The organism is Arthrobacter sp. TE26545, assembly GCF_056279005.1.
The window spans coordinates 3,438,316-3,454,370 of record NZ_JBWBQM010000001.1 but is presented as its reverse complement, the minus strand read 5'-3'; the positions used below and the strand labels follow the sequence as shown (position 1 = coordinate 3,454,370).

The 16,055-nt window shown below is 68.9% G+C and carries 13 protein-coding genes; 10 read left to right on the top strand and 3 right to left on the bottom strand.

Annotation, left to right across the window (positions count from 1 at the left end):
* The first annotated feature begins 386 nt into the window (after positions 1-386).
* Positions 387-1,799, top strand: a complete 1,413-nt coding sequence (locus ACZ9CK_RS15685) for an MFS transporter (protein WP_426300044.1) — start codon at positions 387-389, stop codon at positions 1,797-1,799.
* A 234-nt stretch (positions 1,800-2,033) separates the two neighbouring features.
* Positions 2,034-3,296, top strand: a complete 1,263-nt coding sequence (locus tag ACZ9CK_RS15680; protein ID WP_426300042.1) for an MFS transporter — start codon at positions 2,034-2,036, stop codon at positions 3,294-3,296.
* Positions 3,297-3,303: 7 nt separating this feature from the next.
* Here the strand turns inward: ACZ9CK_RS15680 and ACZ9CK_RS15675 are convergent, their stop codons facing one another.
* The gene (locus ACZ9CK_RS15675) at positions 3,304-3,819 is read right to left on the bottom strand and encodes a GNAT family N-acetyltransferase (RefSeq protein ID WP_426300040.1); all 516 of its coding nucleotides are present in this window, start codon (positions 3,817-3,819) and stop codon (positions 3,304-3,306) included.
* Entirely contained in the window at positions 3,816-4,685 is an 870-nt protein-coding gene (locus ACZ9CK_RS15670; RefSeq protein ID WP_426300038.1) for a ribokinase, read from the bottom strand. Before ACZ9CK_RS15670 ends, ACZ9CK_RS15675 begins: the two co-directional genes overlap by 4 nt.
* A 210-nt stretch (positions 4,686-4,895) precedes the next feature.
* On the opposite strand from ACZ9CK_RS15670, the gene ACZ9CK_RS15665 reads away from it, so the two are divergent.
* Both ACZ9CK_RS15665 and ACZ9CK_RS15660 read left to right on the top strand, forming a co-directional pair.
* The gene (locus tag ACZ9CK_RS15665) at positions 4,896-6,338 is read left to right on the top strand and encodes an MFS transporter (RefSeq protein ID WP_476050411.1); all 1,443 of its coding nucleotides are present in this window, start codon (positions 4,896-4,898) and stop codon (positions 6,336-6,338) included.
* A gap of 34 nt (positions 6,339-6,372) precedes the next feature.
* A complete protein-coding gene (locus ACZ9CK_RS15660; RefSeq protein WP_476050410.1) occupies positions 6,373-7,335 on the top strand; it encodes a nucleoside hydrolase in 963 nt (320 codons plus the stop codon).
* A 29-nt stretch (positions 7,336-7,364) separates the two neighbouring features.
* Here ACZ9CK_RS15660 and ACZ9CK_RS15655 read toward each other — a convergent pair whose 3' ends face one another.
* Positions 7,365-8,618 carry an Nramp family divalent metal transporter gene (locus tag ACZ9CK_RS15655; protein ID WP_476050409.1) on the bottom strand — a complete coding sequence of 418 codons (1,254 nt, stop codon included), beginning with the start codon at positions 8,616-8,618 and terminating at the stop codon, positions 7,365-7,367.
* Between the two features lie 165 nt (positions 8,619-8,783).
* Here ACZ9CK_RS15655 and ACZ9CK_RS15650 point away from each other — a divergent pair, with 165 nt between their 5' ends.
* From ACZ9CK_RS15650 to ACZ9CK_RS15625, 6 genes are all read left to right on the top strand, one after another.
* The gene (locus tag ACZ9CK_RS15650; RefSeq protein ID WP_426300030.1) at positions 8,784-9,755 is read left to right on the top strand and encodes an Lrp/AsnC family transcriptional regulator; all 972 of its coding nucleotides are present in this window, start codon (positions 8,784-8,786) and stop codon (positions 9,753-9,755) included.
* A gap of 287 nt (positions 9,756-10,042) precedes the next feature.
* Positions 10,043-11,470 (top strand): amidase family protein, encoded by a 1,428-nt coding sequence (locus tag ACZ9CK_RS15645; RefSeq protein WP_476050408.1) that lies wholly within the window; start codon positions 10,043-10,045, stop codon positions 11,468-11,470.
* Positions 11,467-11,754 (top strand): hypothetical protein, encoded by a 288-nt coding sequence (locus ACZ9CK_RS15640; RefSeq protein ID WP_476050407.1) that lies wholly within the window; start codon positions 11,467-11,469, stop codon positions 11,752-11,754. The genes ACZ9CK_RS15645 and ACZ9CK_RS15640 overlap by 4 nt, the downstream gene beginning before the upstream one ends.
* On the top strand, positions 11,754-13,214 hold the full coding sequence (locus tag ACZ9CK_RS15635) for a sodium:solute symporter family protein (RefSeq protein ID WP_476050406.1): 1,461 nt from the start codon (positions 11,754-11,756) through the stop codon (positions 13,212-13,214). The genes ACZ9CK_RS15640 and ACZ9CK_RS15635 overlap by 1 nt, the downstream gene beginning before the upstream one ends.
* On the top strand, positions 13,211-14,458 hold the full coding sequence (locus ACZ9CK_RS15630; protein WP_476050405.1) for a CaiB/BaiF CoA transferase family protein: 1,248 nt from the start codon (positions 13,211-13,213) through the stop codon (positions 14,456-14,458). The genes ACZ9CK_RS15635 and ACZ9CK_RS15630 overlap by 4 nt, the downstream gene beginning before the upstream one ends.
* Positions 14,455-15,987: a carboxyl transferase domain-containing protein gene (locus tag ACZ9CK_RS15625; RefSeq protein ID WP_476050404.1), complete on the top strand. Its 1,533-nt coding sequence runs from the start codon at positions 14,455-14,457 to the stop codon at positions 15,985-15,987. Before ACZ9CK_RS15630 ends, ACZ9CK_RS15625 begins: the two co-directional genes overlap by 4 nt.
* The last annotated feature ends 68 nt before the right edge of the window (positions 15,988-16,055 follow it).

The following is a 16,055-nucleotide window of genomic DNA, read 5'->3' as shown; positions in this document are numbered from 1 at the left end:
GGAACCTGTGCCGGTTCAGACAGACTCCGGTGAGTTGCCGGCTACAACCAATTAACATATCAACTCTTGACCGGGGCGGATCACACCCTTAGGGTTCTGATATATGAGTCATATATCACATTTGCCGATCCCGACTCGAGGGTTTCATCTCGAGGGGCCGGCGCTAGGGTGCTGGAAACCAGGGCCTTGCCGTAGCCATCTCGAAGAGCAGTGATGCATGACGACGCCGAAATCATCTCGCGAGTCCTGCGCGGCCACACCGGCTGGCATCGAGCCAGCCGGCATCGTCCACCGGTCGCCAAGGGCTGCGGCTGTCAGTGCGTCTAGGAAACGGCGCTCGGGTGCCGTCAGCGGTTTGCGCTGAAACCAGAAGGGAACAAATCTCCATGATCCAACCGACAAGTACGACGGCCTCCGTCGACACCGCCATATCAAAAGAGACCAGCTCCAAGTTCAAACGCCGCTTCATGGTACGGCTCGTCGCCGTGTTCATCGGGGGCATGTTCCTCGACGGCTACATCCTCGGAATCATCGGCCCCGTCACCGGACTCATGCGGTCGGACCTCCAGCTGGACGCTCTGTCCCTGGGCATGATCGCTGCCGGCCCACTGGTGGGTATCTTCGTCGGCTCCCCGCTGGCCGGCTGGGCTACCGACAAGTTCGGACGCAAACCCATGTTCCTCGTGGACATGGGCCTGTTCCTGCTCGCCTCAGCGGCCCAGTTCTTCGTAACCTCCGGAGACGGGGCCGTGATCCAGCTGGCCATCATCCGGTTCTTCATGGGCGTCGCGATCGGCGGCGAGTACTCAATCGGCGGGCCATTGCTGTCGGAGTTCTCCCCTCCCAAGCTCCGCGGGCGGCTGCTCGGCCTGACTCTGATCGCCTGGTACGTCGGTTTCATGATGGCGTTCATCATCGGCACCCTCCTGCACGACGCCGGAGCACCATGGCGCATCGTCATCGGCACGAGCACGATACTGGCGCTCATCCTGTTCGTCGCTCGAATCGGCCTCCCCGAATCGCCGAGCTGGCTCATTACGAAGGGACGGCGTGAGGAAGCACTCGCGATCGCACGCAGATACGTCGAATCGCCCCAGATGCACAACAGCATCACCGAAGAGATCGATCTGAGGATGATCCAGGAAGCCGAAGCCGCAAAGAGTAGGACCAAAATCAAGAGTGCCTCCTTCGGAATGCTGTTCTCAAGGCAGTACTGGCGCACCACCCTCTTCACCTCAGGTTTTTGGTTCTGCGCGGTCACTCCGTACTTCGCGATCGCGACCTTCGCCGACGAGGTGCTCAACCAATTCGGCTTCGGCGGCGGCTGGGCCGGTGGAGTCGGCCTGTCCGCACTTGCGGCCGCGGGTGTTGTCACCACCGTGCTTCTGATTGACAAGCTCGGCCGCCGAATCCTCACCGTGCCCGGGCAGTGGCTCTGCGCAGGCATCCTGCTGATCATCGGAGTCTGGGCGGACGCACCAGCGATCCTCGTGCTCGGCCTGTTTCTCGCCTTCTCCTTCTTCAATGCCGGCTACACCACGATGACCCAGGTCTATCCGGCCGAGGTATTCCCCGGCCACCTGCGCGGCATCGGCATGGGCTTCGCCGCGGCCTTCAGCCGCATCGGAGCCGCACTCGGCACCTTCGCCCTGCCATGGGCGATCAGCAACATCGGCATGGGTCCAAGCATGGTCGTAGCCGCCGCCGTCGCATTACTCGGCGCAGTCCTCTCGCAATGGCTCGCACCTGAGACGAAGGGCCGCACCCTCGCCGAGATCTCAGCAAACTTCTCACACTGACACCGGGACTTCACAGTGGGATCCCGCAGGGTCATCCGCACTAGTCCGGCGACATGACGGATCGCAGAGGGCCTTCCCCGGGGGCGCGGCATCTTTGGCGCGTTCCTGGGTGGTGGCGTTGAACGGAGGGCCGCCGCTGGTGATCAGCTGCGGGTGGTGAGACCTGTGTTGCTGGCACAACTTTAGGCCTGGGAAATGAACGGCGATATGGCGGCGGCGTGTAAATTTCGGAGCGTGACACCGAACGCCCCCGAGAACCCCGAACTGCTGGTCGATGCCGAAATCGACGAGGTCCCCGCGGCCGGACCCACAAGGGTCTCCACCAAGAAGGGCCTCGTGTACCTGGGCATCTGCCTGGTGCTGATCGGCTTCAACCTGCGCACGGTGTTCTCCAGTTTTTCCGTGGTGCTTCCGGAAATCACCGCCGACGCCGGCCTGCCGGGCTGGTCGGTGGTGGTGCTCACCACGGTGCCGGTGACCCTGCTGGGCGTGTTCGCGCCGTTGGCTCCGGTGCTGGCCCGGCGTTTCGGTGCCGAGCGGGTGCTGCTGGGTGCCATGGCCGTACTGACTCTTGGACTCCTGCTGCGTCCTGTCGACTTCCCGGTTGCCGGCCACCTGCCCGCGCTGCTGGCCGGAACTGCCGCCTGCGGTGCTGCGATCGCCCTGTGCAATGTCCTCCTGCCGGGCGTGGTGAAGCGCGACTTCGCCCACCGCCTGGGACTCATGGGCGGTTTGTATACGACGGCGATCTGCGCCTCCGCTGCGCTCGGTGCCGGCTTCACCTATCCGGTGTTCCGGGCAGCCGGCCACTGGACTGCGGCGCTCTGGTTCTGGGCGCTGCCGGCCGCCGTCGTGCTGTTGCTGTTCCTGCCGCTGGCGCTCCGCCAGCCCGCCGTCCGGCACCAGCTGCAGGTGCAGGGCGTGAACGTGTGGCGTTCCGCCGTCGCCTGGCAGGTGACGGTCTTCATGGTGCTGCAGGCCATGATGTCCTTCAGCGTGTTCGCCTGGCTGGCGCCGATCCTGCGCGAGCGGGGGATCGACGGCGGCACGGCCGGGCTGATCGTGTCCGTTTCGATTGCGCTTCAGATGCTTGGTTCGCTGTTCGCCCCGGGCCTGGCCGCGCGGTTCACGGACCAGCGCGCCATCAACGTAGTGGTGGCCCTGATGACCGGCGGCGGCTTTGCGCTGAGCATCTTCGGCCCCGTGGAGCTCGCGTGGCTGTGGACCGGATTGCTGGGCCTGGGCCAGGGCAGCCTCACCGCGGTGGCCCTGACCATGATCATGCTGCGCACCAGGGAAGCGCACACGGCGGCGCACCTGTCGGGCATGATGCAGGGGCTCGGCTACGGACTGGGTTCTACCGGCACCCTGCTGGTGGGCCAACTGCATCAGGCCACGGGTGGCTTCGCGGCGGCGGGCATCCTGTTCCTGGTGGTCGGTGCGCTGGCGGCGGTGTTCGGCTACCGCGCCGGCCGGAACCGGTATGTGGAGGGCTGAGGCCGCCTCACAGCACGTGGCGGAAGACCCAGAGGTCCTTCGGGCCGCCGTCGAAACTCCAGTCCCGCTCCGGAACCCGCACGAAACCCAGCGATCCGTAGAGCCGGTGTGCCGGCGTCATCCAGGCGCCGCTGGTGATCGCCACGGCGTCCACGCCGTCCAGCGAACGGGCGTGGTCCAGGATCCGCCGGACGATCTCCCGTCCCACGCCCAGTCCTTGCGCGGCCGGGTCCACGGCCAGCATGCGGAACTCGATCTCGCCGTCGAGCGCAACCTCGGTGTATTTCCGGCCCGGATGGGTGAGCATCACCGAGCCCACGGCCCGGCCGCCGGATTCGGCGATCCACAGCTCGGCGTGCCTGGCCCGCTGTTCCACGTCGCCCAGGATGGCCAGGTAGGGGTGGCCTTCGGTGAGGTGACCGGCGTCGAGGTAGGCCGCGAGCGTGATGCGCCGGATCTCGGCGAAGTCGCCTGCCTCGGCCTTCCGGATGCGGAGGGCGGTGCCTGTATCAGCCACCGTCACGCGGACGCAGCCCCGACGTAGGAATCCAGGCGGCCGAGCTCCGGCTGCGAGGAGTGCTGCCCCACGGCGTCGGCCCCTACCGCATTGGCGGCCGCGAGCGCCTGCTCGTCGCTGAGGCCGTTGCGCAGGCCCAGCACAAAGGCGGCGCAGAAGGCGTCTCCCGCCCCGATCGTGTTGACCACCGCGGTGCGGCGGCCGGCGGCGCGGGCCACCTCCTTGCCGTCCCGGAACAGGGCCGAGCCGTCCTTCCCGTAGGTCACGGCCACCAAGCGGGCCTGCGCCAGTTCCGGGATGAGCTCGTATTCGGTTTCGTTGACGATCACCAGGTCGCAGCGCTGCACCAGTTCCGCCGGCAGGGGCTGTGCCGGGGCGGCGTTGAGGGCGAAGAAGCCGGGGTGCCTGCGGGAGGCCTCGATGACGACGTTCAGGCCCACCTCGAGTTGGCAAAGAAGGATCTCGTCTTCGGCGAAGGCAACGCCGTCCAGGGACACCTCGCCGTTGGCGCCCGGGCACACGACGATCTGGTTCTCGCCGGCGCTGTCGACGACGATCAGTGCGGTTCCGGTGGGCGTGCTGCGGTGCGCGACGTCGGCCACGTCCACGCCCGCGGCGGTGAGCGCCTCGATCATTTCGCGGCCGGCGTCGTCGTCGCCGACGGCGCCGATCATCCGGGCGGAGCCGTCGAGGCGGGCTGCAGCGGCGGCCTGGTTGGCGCCTTTGCCGCCCGGCTGCCTGCTCAATGCCCCGCCGCCGATGGTTTCCCCTGCCGTGGGGAGGCGCTCCGCGGTGGCGATGAGGTCAAGGTTGATGCTGCCGAGCACGGTGAGGGCGCGGCGGTTCGGCACAGGCCGGATCGAAGAAGTCATGGGGGACAGTGTAGTCATTTTCACACTTAAATGTTGTACTTGCTCGTAATACGTGCTTGTATAACAACTCGAATCCACCGAGGGTTCCGTCATCCCCGACCCGAGAAACCCCGACCCGAGAAACCCCGACCCGAGAAACCCCAACCCGAGAAACCCCAACCCGAGAAACCCCGACCCAGAAACACTGCCCGACGAACAAGGGAGTTTGTTGTGATTTCCTCACCCGCCAACGCGCCTGCCGCCAACGCGCCTGCCGCCGACGCCCAACACGGCCCCGCCGACGCGCAGCCCGCCGGCCGCCGCCCCAAGGCCGCCGTCCTCATCACCACGCTCCTGCTGGGTGTGCTGTCGTTCCAGCTCAACGCCAGCATGGTCACCCCGGCGCTGCCGCAGATCGGCGCGCATTTCGGCGCCGACGCCGGAGCGGTGGCCCAGGTGCAGTCCATGTTCTTCCTGGCCGGCGCCATCTCCGGCCCCATCATGGGCCGCTGGAGCGACTTCATCGGCCGCCGCCGCGCACTCCTGCTGGTGCTCGGGGTCATGGCCGTGGGCACCGTGCTGTGCCTGCTCGCTCCCAGCCTTCCGCTGCTGGTCGTGGGCCGCTTCCTCCAGGGCGTTTCCAGCGCCATTTTCGCGCTCGCCTACATCGTGCTCCGGGAAAACCTCGATGCCCGCTCCTTCGGGACCTCCGTGGGCATCATCGCCGCGGTCAACGGCGGAATCGCAGGGTTCGACGGCTACGCGGGCGGGCTGATGACCGAGGCCTTCGGCTTCCAGTCGATCTTCCTCGTGGTCCTGGGCCTCGCCGCGGTCGCCGCCGTATGCATCATCCGCTTCGTCCCCGCCGGCGGTGCGGCAGCTGCCAGCGGCCGCATGGATTGGTGGGGAGCGGCACTCCTCTCGGCGTTCCTGGTCTGCCTGAGCTACTTCGTCAGCACCGGCTCCTCCGCGGGCTGGACGTCCGTCCCCGCGCTCGCCCTGCTGGCCGGGACCGTGGCCGCGTTCATCGCCTTCTGCGCGGCGGAAAAGCGCCGCAGCTCGCCCTTGATCGCCGTGCACCACCTGCGCTCCCGCCAGGTCTGGACCGTCATCGCCACCACCGTGCTTACCCTCGCCGGCATCTTCGCGATCATGAACTTCACCGTGGTGCTGCTCAGCCAGGACGGCAAGAACGGCTTCGGCTTCAGCGCCTCCCTTTCGGCCTTGCTCTTCCTCACCCCGGCCGCCCTCATCGGCGTTTTCGCCGCGCCCCTGGCCGGCTGGCTGACGGGCCGGATGGGCTGGATCAGGACGCTGCGCATCGGCACCGCACTGAGCCTGGCCTGCGCCGTGGCAGCCGCCCTCTTCGCCGGAAACGAGTGGGCAGTCCTGGCCGCCGTCGCCGCCCTCGGCATCTTCTACAACGGCTTCTTCCTCACCGCCATCAACGGACTCTCCGTGCTCCTCTCGCCCAAGGAAGCCCCGGGTTCCCTGCCCGGCATCAACGGGGCCTCCTTCGGCACCGGGGCGAGCCTCGGCGTCGTCCTCGTGGCACCGTTCGCCGGGCTCGGCACCCAGGGCGGCTACGGCGTCGCGCTCTGGATTTCGGTGGGCATCACCGCCGCGGCCCTGCTGGTCAGCCTCCTGGTCCCCGCCCCCGACGCCTCCGCCTAAGCCCGCACCTCACAACAGAAAGCGATACCCAGACATGCTGCCCTTCTACCTGGACTGCGACACCGGAATCGACGACGCCCTGGCGCTGGCCTACCTGCTGGCCGCGCCGGAGGCCCGGCTGCTCGGCATCGGCAGCGTCAGCGGGAACGTGGCCTCCGCCACCGGCGCCGTGAATACGCTTGACCTCCTGCGCCTGGCCGGCCGGCCGGAGATCCCGGTGGCGGTGGGGGCGCATGACTTCCAGGCCCGGGCGTTCGACGGCGGTGCTCCCCACGTGCACGGCGCCAACGGCATCGGCGGGGTGGCGCTGCCCAAGTCGGACGCCGCGCCGCTGGCCGAAACCGCCGCTGAAATGCTGGTCCGCCTGGCCTACGAAAACCCAGGCGAACTGCGCGTGCTGGCCATCGGCCCGCTGACCAACATCGCCGAGGCCCTGCGCCTGGAACCGCGGCTACCCGAACTGGTCGCCGAGGTCACCATCATGGGCGGCGCCGCCATGGTTCCGGGGAACATCAGCCCGGTGGCCGAAGCCAACATCGGCAACGATCCCGAGGCGGCCCGCGAGGTCCTCGCCGCCCCGTGGAACATCAAGCTGGTGCCGCTGGACGTGACCATGAGCAACGTGCTGGAAGAGGAACACCGGCTCGAACTGCTCGCCTCGGACAGCCCGCTGGCCCGTGCCCTGGGTGAGATGCTGGGCTACTACTACCGCTTCTACGAGGGCATCTTCGGCCGCGCCTGCTCGGCGATGCACGATCCCCTCGCTGCCGCGGTGGCCGTGGACGCCGTCGCCCTGCGCATCGCGCCGGTGGTCCATGTGGAGGTCGACGCCGGCGACGGCCCGGGCCGCGGGCAGACCCTCTGCGACCTGCGTGGTGTGCACCTCGGATTCCCGGAGCAGGCCGGTGCCCACTGCCAGGTGGTCCTGGAACTCGAAGAGGACTTCGCGCCGCACCTGATGGCTGCGCTGCTGGCACCCGTGCCGGTGGAACCCTAAGCCGCTACGGGACCGGCCGGGCCCTGGAATCAGGACTGGCCGGTCACCGTCAGGGCAATGAGCACGCAGTTCAGTCCCACGATCAGGGTGGCGCTGGTCCAGCCGGCGATTTTCAGGGCCTTGGAGTCGGTGTGGGTGCCCATGACGCGGCGGTTGCCGGTCAGGCGGATCAGCGGGATCAGGGCGAAGGGGATGCCGAAGCTGAGCAGCACCTGGCTGAGGACGAGCGCGAGGGTCGGTTCGATGCCGGCGCCTAGGATGATGAGGGCCGGAATCAGGGTGATCACGCGGCGGACCAGCAACGGGATGCGGACCTTCAGCAGCCCGCCCATGATGGTGGCGCCCGCGTAGCAGCCTACCGACGTCGAGGCCAGGCCCGACGCCAGCAAACCGATCGCGAAGACGACGCCGATTGCCGGTCCGAGGGCGGAGGTGACAGCCGCGTGGGCACCCGCAATCGTGTCGGTTCCCTCGATGCCGCGCAGGCTTGAGGCGGCGAGCAGCAGCATTGAAATGTTCACGACGCCGGCCAGCAGCAGGGCTCCGACGACGTCGAAGCGGGTGGCCCGGATCAGCCGGGTCCGCACCGCCGGGTCCTCGGAGAAGCCGTGCCGGTCCCGGGCCAGCGCCGAGTGCAGGTAGATCGCGTGGGGCATCACGGTGGCGCCCAGCATGCTCGCGGCGAGCAGGACGGTGTCCGTGCCCTCAAAGCGGGGAAGCAGACCGCCCAGGGCGCTGCCGGCGTCGGGGGCGTTGACGAACAGGCCGGACATGAACCCGACGGCGATGACTCCCAGCAGCACGAGGATCGCGTACTCGAAGGTCCGCTGCCCCCGCTGCGACTGAAGTGCCAGGAGCGCCATGGAGGCCAGGCCAATGATGACGCCGCCGGCCAGCAACGGGAGGCCGAACAGCAGGTTCAGTGCCACGGCACCGCCGATCACCTCGGCCATGTCCGTCGCCCCCGCAACGATCTCGGCCTGGGCCCAGTACAGGCGGCGCCGCTTGGTGCCGAGGCGCTTCCCGAGGATCTCCGGCAGGCTCATGCCGGTGGCCAGGCCCAGCTTCGCCGACTGGTACTGCACCAGCACCGCCATGGCGTTGGCCATGACCAGCACCCACACCAGCAGGTAGCCGTAGCTGGCGCCGGCGGTGAGGTTCGCAGCGACGTTGCCCGGATCGACGTAGGCGATGGCCGCCACGAAGGCCGGCCCAAGCAGCAGGAGGCGGGACCATACCTTTGCCGGTCCGGTGCGTGTTTGGAGGGTGGCGGTTGTAGCCATCAAGGGTCCTTCGGTCAGGGCGTCTGCTACGAGGATACCCAATATTTAGGCACACCGAAAATATGATTTTAGGGCAGCCGCTCAACTGCCGGGCCTTCCGGCCCCCGGCACCTTACCGCAGCGTGGGTACGACGCCCGCGCCGGCAAGGCGGCATAATCGGGTGGATGGTCATGAATGCACCCTTGCGCGAGCTGGACGGGCTGGACCGGCGGATCGTCGGGGCCCTCCAGGTCAACGGCCGTGCATCCTGGCGCCGCATCGCCGAGGTGCTGGGGGAGTCCTTCAGTACCGTGACCCGGCGCGGCATGGCCTTGCTGGAATCCGGGACGGTCCGGGTTGCCGGGCTCGTGACGCTCGGCCCCACCCACCTGGTGGAGGTCCAGTGCGAACCGGCAAAACTGGCCGGCATCGCGGAGGAGCTGGCCAAGGACCCCGACGCGAACTTCCTTTACGCCCTCACCAGCCCCACCCGACTGCTCTTCGAAGTCCAGGCCCGCCCGGGCCGGCTCTCCAGCCTGGTGCTTGAGGAGCTTCCCGGGCTCGACGGCGTCACCCAGGTGAACGCCTGGCCGCTCATGGAGTACTTCCGCACCGTGGCCGAATGGCATCCCGGCCCCGTCACCGCCGAGGAAACCGCGGCCCTTCAGGACTTTCCCTCGCCGGTGACCCGGCCAAGTGCCAGCGCCATCCTCGACGACGTCGATACCCGCCTGGTGCAGCTGCTGGTCGAGGACGGCCGCGTCCCGGTGGCCGACCTCGGTGAGGCCGTGGGCCTCTCGGCCCCGGCCGTCCGGCGCCGGCTCAATACCTTGTTTGAACAGGACACCCTCACCGTCCGGGCCATTGTCGAGCCGGCGGACATCGGCCTGCCCATCGAGGCCGTCATCTGGGTCCGCACAGCACCTACGGACGTTGCCGAGGTCGGCCGCCTCCTCGGCGGCGAAGCGGCGGTGCGTTACGCCGCCATGGCGCTGGGCGAGTTCCAGATCATGGCCAACGTGACCCTCCCGAGCCTGAATGAACTGCGCGACTTCCTGCTCGAGTCGCCTTGGGCCGGGCGCGCCCTCGCGGTGCGCAGCTCCCTCGTCGTCCGCGCGTACAAGCGCGGCGGCGTGCGCATGCCCGAACGCTCCTGACGAGCCGCTCGCCCGGGGCGAGCGGCGCCGGGGCCCAGCCCCTCCTGACCTTTCTTGAAACGCGAAGGCCCGCGACATGCCGTGAACCACGGAGCGTCGCGGGCCTTGCCGCGTCAAAGAAGGTCAGGACGGTCGCCGCGCCTTGGCCGTCTCTGACGCTTCCGCGCGCCAAAGAAACTCTCCCCTACCCCTAGCCAAATGTGATTGGCACCACTATGGTGATTCATTAACTCCAACTGAGGCGAATGAACGGCTCAAAAGGAAATAAAACAAAGGCTCAATGAATCATGACGAATGAATTGGTGTACCGCGGGGCGGTGGAGCTCGCAACGCTCCTGCGCTCCCGCGAGGTATCCGCCGTCGAGGTGCTCGAAGCCCACCTCGACCAGATCGACCGCTTCAACCCGCTCGTGAACGCCGTGGTCACCATCGACGAAGATGGTGCCCGCGCAGCCGCGGCGGCGGCCGACCGCAAGCTCGCCGCAGGCGAACCGCTCGGGCCCCTGCACGGGCTGCCCATCAGCTTCAAGGACACCGCCCGCACGGCCGGAATGCGGACCACCTTCGGGCACCCGCGCCACGCGGACCTCGTGCCGGAAAGCAACGACCTGCACGTGCAGCGCATCCTGGACGCCGGAGCGATCCGCGTGGGCAAGACCAACGTGCCTGAGTACGCCGCCGGCTCCCACACCTTCAACCGGCTCTTCGGCACCACCCGGAACCCCTACGATCCCTCCAAGTCGGCCGGCGGCAGCAGCGGCGGAGCGGCGGCGGCCCTGGCCTCCGGCTTCCAGCCGATCGCCGACGGCAGCGACATGGGCGGCTCCCTGCGCAACCCGGCCTCGTTCTGCAACGTGGTGGGCCTGCGCCCGACGCCGGGCATGGTCCCCAACACCGACGGCGGCAACGTCTTCTTCCCGCTGGGTGTCGCCGGTCCGATGGGCCGCACCGCGGAGGACGCTGCGCTGCTGTTCTCGGCCATGCGCGGTGCCACCCCGGACGATCCCTTCTCCTTCTTCCCGGCCGAGGAAGGGCATGCCGGAGATCCGTCCCCCCGGGACTTCGCCGGACTGCGCATCGCCTACGCCCCCACCCTCGGCGGCCGGATCCCCGTTGCCCGCGAAGTCCTGGACGTGCTGGATCCCCAGGCCAAGGCGCTGGCGGGCCTCGGCGCCCACGTGGAGATCGACTGCCCGGACCTGGAGGGCTCGGAGGAAGTGTTCCGCGTCTTGCGGGCAGCCAGCTTTTCCGCGGCCTGGGGAGACGAGCTCGACGCCGACCCCGGCCTCTTCAACCACTTCCTCGCCGGGAACATCCGCGACGGCGCCGGCCTGAGCGGGCGCGACGTGTTCCGTGCCGAGGAAGGCATGACCCGGCTCATCCGCAGGGCGGCGGAGTTCTTCAACCGCTACGACCTTGTGATTGCGCCGGCCTCGCAAGTTGCGCCGTTCGACGCGGAGCTCGAATACCCCACCGAAATCGAGGGGCAGCAGCTGACGAGCTACCTCGACTGGATGCGCGCCCCCTACCTGTTCACCCCGCTGGGACTCCCGGCCCTGTCCGTCCCGGCCGGCTTCACGCCGTCGGGCCTTCCCGTCGGCCTCCAGATGATCGGCGCACGCGGCAGCGATGTCCGCCTGCTCCGCCTGGCCTCGGCCTTCGAAAAACTCTCATCCTGCTCAGCCGTTCGCCCCCAAGGAGCTGCAGTCCTATGAGTACCACCCTCGCATCACCCAAGCGGCTTGCCATCGCCGCCGTCCCCGTCATTGGCATGATCATCACCCCGTTCCTGCCCTTTGTCTCATCCCCCACCCTTTGGCTGGGCCTGCCCGCCGCGATCGTCTGGATGGGCCTGATGATCATCGCCACGGTGGTGGCGTTGCAGATCATCGAGCGAAGCTACCTGCGCGAAGGCGGCGCCGAGCTGGACCGGCTCGAACTCGAGCTTTCCGAACAGCGGCGCGCTGCACTCGACGTGAACGGACCGGAGGCCCACTGATGCTTACTGTCGCCATCATCATCGGAATCATCGGCATCGGTGCCCTCGGCATCGCGGGCCGCCGCCGCCAGACCGAGCTCTCCGGCTGGACGGTCGGAAAACGCGATCTGCCCCGCTGGACCACCTGGTTCCTGCAGGCCGGCGAGTCCCTGACCACCTTCAGCTTCCTCGGCCTGGCGGGCATCGCCTTCGGCGGCGGCGTCGCCGCGCTCTTCGCGGTCGCCTACCTGACCATCACCTGCATCCTCCAGTACTTCGTGGTCCCGCGGCAGCGTGAACTCGGCGCAAACCGCGGCTACCTGACCATGGCCGACTTCTTCCGGGACCGCTTCAAGAGCAAGTCCCTGGGCAAGACGGTGGCCCTCGTTGGTGCCGTCTTCCTGATCCCGTACCTGCAACTGCAGATCACCGGCCTCGGCCTGATCGTCCAGTTGGCCACCGGCAGTGAATCGGCCCGCGGGTACAGCATGGCCGTGGCGAGCGTCCTGGTGGTCGTCTTCGTCATCTGGGCGGGCATCCGCGGCTTGGCCAAGGTGGCCATCTTCAAGGACTTCGCCATGCTCGCGGCCCTCGTGATCGTCCTGGCCGGCGTGATCGCAGGCATCGGCGGCATCCCGGACATCTTCGCCAAGGTCATCGACACGGCCCCGGACTACCTCACCATCACCCGTCCCGGCTTCGATGCCACCTTCTGGGTGACCTCGGTGATCGTCACGAGCATCGGCGCCGGCCTGAACACCTTCCCGCACCTGTGGCCGCCGGTCCTTGCCGCCAAGAGCGGCGCCGTGCTCCGGGACAACGTCAAGTGGCTCGCCATCTACCAGTTCCTGCTGCTCATCCCCATCACGGCCGGCATCGCCGCCACGCTCATCCTCGACCCGAAGACCAAGGGCAACCAGGTCCTGCTGAGCGTCGCCCAGCACACCCTGCCCGAACCCCTCATCGCGGTCATCGCGATCGGCGGTGCGGCTGCCGCCATGGTTCCGGCGGGCGCGATCGCCATGGGCATCTCCTCGCTGGTCTCGAACAACCTGCTCACGGTCAAGAACCCCAAGCTGCGGTTCCGGATCAACCACGTGGTGGTCGCCGTCGCCGTCGGCCTGGCCCTGGTGTTCGGCCTCGCGAAGTCGGACATCGGCGCGCTGCTCCTGCTCACCTACGGCGGCCTCACGCAGCTGGCTCCCGCCGTCGCGATTGCCATCGGCCGCAAGGTGCGCGTCGGAGCCGTGCCGGTCAACCTGGGCATCATTGTCGGCACGCTCACGGTCGCCGTCATCACCTTCGGGAACATCCCCACGGGCGGCGTGGATTCGGGCCTTATTGCCCTCGCCCCGAACCTCCTGGTCCTCGTCATCGGGGAGTTCATCCGGCGCCGCCGCAACCCGCTGGCGGTCCAGGACACCGCCGACGACGGCGCGGATTCGCTCCCGGGACGCCCGGCGGTAGGGGCCCAGGCATGACGGGCGCCGCAAGCGGACCGCTGGACGGCAGGCTCGTCGTCGACCTCTCCCGCGCGCTCGCCGGCCCGCACGCCGGCATGATGCTCGGCGACCTCGGCGCCCGGGTCATCAAGGTGGAAAATCCCGACGGCGGCGACGACACCCGCGGCTGGGGTCCGCCCTTCGTGGACACCCCGGAAGGCCGCGAGTCGACGTACTTCCTCTCCTGCAACCGGAACAAGGAATCACTGCGCCTGGACCTGAAATCCGCAGACGGCCAGGAAACCCTCCGCGAACTCCTGCGCCGGGCGGACGTGCTGATCGAGAACTTCCGCCCCGGCACCCTGGACCGGCTGGGCTTCGACCCCGCCACCCTCGAGGAACTCAACCCGCGGCTTATCGTGCTGGCCATCAGCGGCTTCGGCCACGACGGACCGGAAGGCCGCCGCGCAGGCTACGACCAGATCGCTCAAGGCGAGGCCGGCCTGATGTCCCTCACCGGCTCCGGCCCGGAGGACCTGCAGCGCGTGGGCGTGCCGATCGGGGACGTCCTGGCCGGCATCCACGGCGCCTACGGGGTGCTCGCGGCCCTGCTCGAACGGGAACGGAGCGGCCGCGGGAAAGTGGTGCGCACCTCGCTGCTCTCCTCGATCGTGGGCGTGCTGGCCTTCCAGGGCACCCGCTGGACCGTGGGCGGCCAGGTGCCGCAGGCCCAGGGCAACCACCACCCGTCCATCGCGCCATATGGGCTCTTCCGCTGCGACGGCGGGGCCGTGCAGATCGCCGTCGGCTCCGAAGGACTCTGGCAACGCTTCGCCAGCGAGTTCGGGCTGCCCGCCGCGGACGAACGCTGGAAGGACAATCAGTCCCGCGTGGCCAACCGGGACGGGCTCATTGAGGCCATCGAGGCCGTCTTTGCGGAGGCCGGTTCGGAGGACCTGCTCGCCCGGCTGGAAACTGCGGGCATTCCCGCCGGCCGGGTGCGTTCCCTGGACGAGGTCTTCGCCTGGGAGCAGACGCGCAGCCAGCACCTGCTCCTGGACATCGAGCACCCTACGCTCGGCCGGATCGAGATCCCGGGTTCCCCGTTGCGTTTCTTCGACGGCGACGGCGCCGAAACCACCCGCTTGCGGCACGCCGCCCCGCCGCGGCTCGGCGAGCACGACGAAAGCATCCGGGCCTGGCTGGGCGAAAATCAATGGCTGGATGAGGATGCCCTGCTCGGCGCCTCAAGCGCCGGAGCCGCCGGGGTGGGGACACCATGACGGCGGTGCTTGAGAGCGGGCGCACCCGGCCCGTCCGGCTGCGCGGTGCCGAACTGTTGGAACAGCTCCTCGACGCCGGCAGTTTCCGCAACTGGGACCGGCCGCCGTCCGTCCCGGCCGGCGCCGCGCGGTCCTACCTCGACGACCTGGAGCGGGCCCGCGAACGAAGCGGCGCCGACGAAGCCGTGCTGTCCGGCGAGGGACTGATCGACGGCCACCCCGTCGCCGTGCTGGCCAGCGAGTTCACCTTCCTGGGCGGCTCGATCGGCCGGGCCACCGCGGACCGGATCGTCGCGGCGATCGAGGAAGCGGGCCGGCGCCGACTACCCCTCATCGCAGGACCGGCCTCCGGCGGCACCCGCATGCAGGAGGGCACGCTCGCCTTCCTGCAGATGGTGCGGATCACCGAAGCCCTCACGGCCTATAAGGCGCTCGGACTGCCCTACATGGCGTACCTGCGGCATCCCACCACGGGCGGGGTGTTCGCGTCCTGGGGTTCCCTGGGCCACCTGACTGTCGCCGAGCCCGGCGCCCTGGTGGGCTTCCTCGGCCCCAAGGTCTACGCAGGGCTGAAGGGGGAGGAGTTTCCCGCCGGCATCCAGTCCAGCGGGCACCTGCTCGCCCACGGAACCGTCGACGCCGTCCTGGACGTTGCTGGCTTCCGGAACGTCGCCGCCGGGGTGCTGGGGATCCTGGCGGGCAGCGGAGCGGCCGCTCTGTTTGCAGCGCCCGACGGCGGCGCCGGGCCCGCCCGTCAGGGTTCCGTGTGGGACTCGGTCCTGCGCAGCCGGGATCCCGGCCGTCCGGGACTGGCGGAACTGCTCGACGCCGGTTTCGGCCGCACTGTCCGGCTGTCCGGAACGGGACGCGGCGAGCTGTCGGCGAGTACGGCCGTCGTGCTGGCAGAGCTGCCGGAACCCGGCGGTCACGGCACCCGTCCGGTCGTCGTCGTCGGGCAGGACCGTGCGGCACAACGCGCCGGTGCGGTGCTGGATGCCGCGGGGCTGGCGCAGGCCCGCCGCGGCATGCGCCTGGCGCAGGACCTCGGGCTCCCGCTGGTCACCGTGGTGGACACCCCGGGCGCCGAACTTTCGGTCCGGGCCGAGGAGGCCGGGATCGCCGGAGGCATTGCCGACTGCATCGCAGGGCTGCTGCAGCTCACGGTGCCCAATGTGGCGATCCTGATGGGCGAGGGCACCGGCGGCGGGGCGCTGGCGCTCGCGGCCACCCGCCGGACCGTGGCCGCGGAGCATGCCTGGTTGGCGCCGCTGCCGCCCGAAGGCGCCAGCCTGATCGTGCACGGCAACACCGCGCATGCCCGGGAGCTGGCGGAGCAGCAGCGGATCGGCGCCCGCGAACTGTTCGACGACGGCGCCGTGCACGAACTGGTCGGCGAAGCTCTGCCGGGCGGGGACCCGGGTTTCTGCCGCCGCCTCGCCGCCGCGGCCGCGCGGCAGCTGGCGGCGCAGGAAAGGCTCGCCGTTCACGAGGGTGAGTCGCAGGAACGGCGGGGAGGCCGTAACTCCTGACCTTCTTTGAACGGCGAGGGCCCGCGGCACACCGTGAACTACGGAGTGCCGCGGGCTTTGCCGCGCCA

What these genes read in the sequence shown, in the direction of transcription:
- ACZ9CK_RS15685 (WP_426300044.1), top strand. Translation starts at nt 387, where the DNA reads ATGATCCAACCGACAAGTACGACGGCCTCCGTCGACACCGCCATATCA.
- ACZ9CK_RS15670 (WP_426300038.1), bottom strand. Translation starts at nt 4,685, where the DNA reads ATGACTTCTTCGATCCGGCCTGTGCCGAACCGCCGCGCCCTCACCGTG.
- ACZ9CK_RS15660 (WP_476050410.1), top strand. Translation starts at nt 6,373, where the DNA reads ATGCTGCCCTTCTACCTGGACTGCGACACCGGAATCGACGACGCCCTG.
- ACZ9CK_RS15655 (WP_476050409.1), bottom strand. Translation starts at nt 8,618, where the DNA reads ATGGCTACAACCGCCACCCTCCAAACACGCACCGGACCGGCAAAGGTA.
- ACZ9CK_RS15650 (WP_426300030.1), top strand. Translation starts at nt 8,784, where the DNA reads ATGGTCATGAATGCACCCTTGCGCGAGCTGGACGGGCTGGACCGGCGG.
- ACZ9CK_RS15645 (WP_476050408.1), top strand. Translation starts at nt 10,043, where the DNA reads ATGACGAATGAATTGGTGTACCGCGGGGCGGTGGAGCTCGCAACGCTC.
- ACZ9CK_RS15640 (WP_476050407.1), top strand. Translation starts at nt 11,467, where the DNA reads ATGAGTACCACCCTCGCATCACCCAAGCGGCTTGCCATCGCCGCCGTC.
- ACZ9CK_RS15635 (WP_476050406.1), top strand. Translation starts at nt 11,754, where the DNA reads ATGCTTACTGTCGCCATCATCATCGGAATCATCGGCATCGGTGCCCTC.
- ACZ9CK_RS15630 (WP_476050405.1), top strand. Translation starts at nt 13,211, where the DNA reads ATGACGGGCGCCGCAAGCGGACCGCTGGACGGCAGGCTCGTCGTCGAC.
- ACZ9CK_RS15625 (WP_476050404.1), top strand. Translation starts at nt 14,455, where the DNA reads ATGACGGCGGTGCTTGAGAGCGGGCGCACCCGGCCCGTCCGGCTGCGC.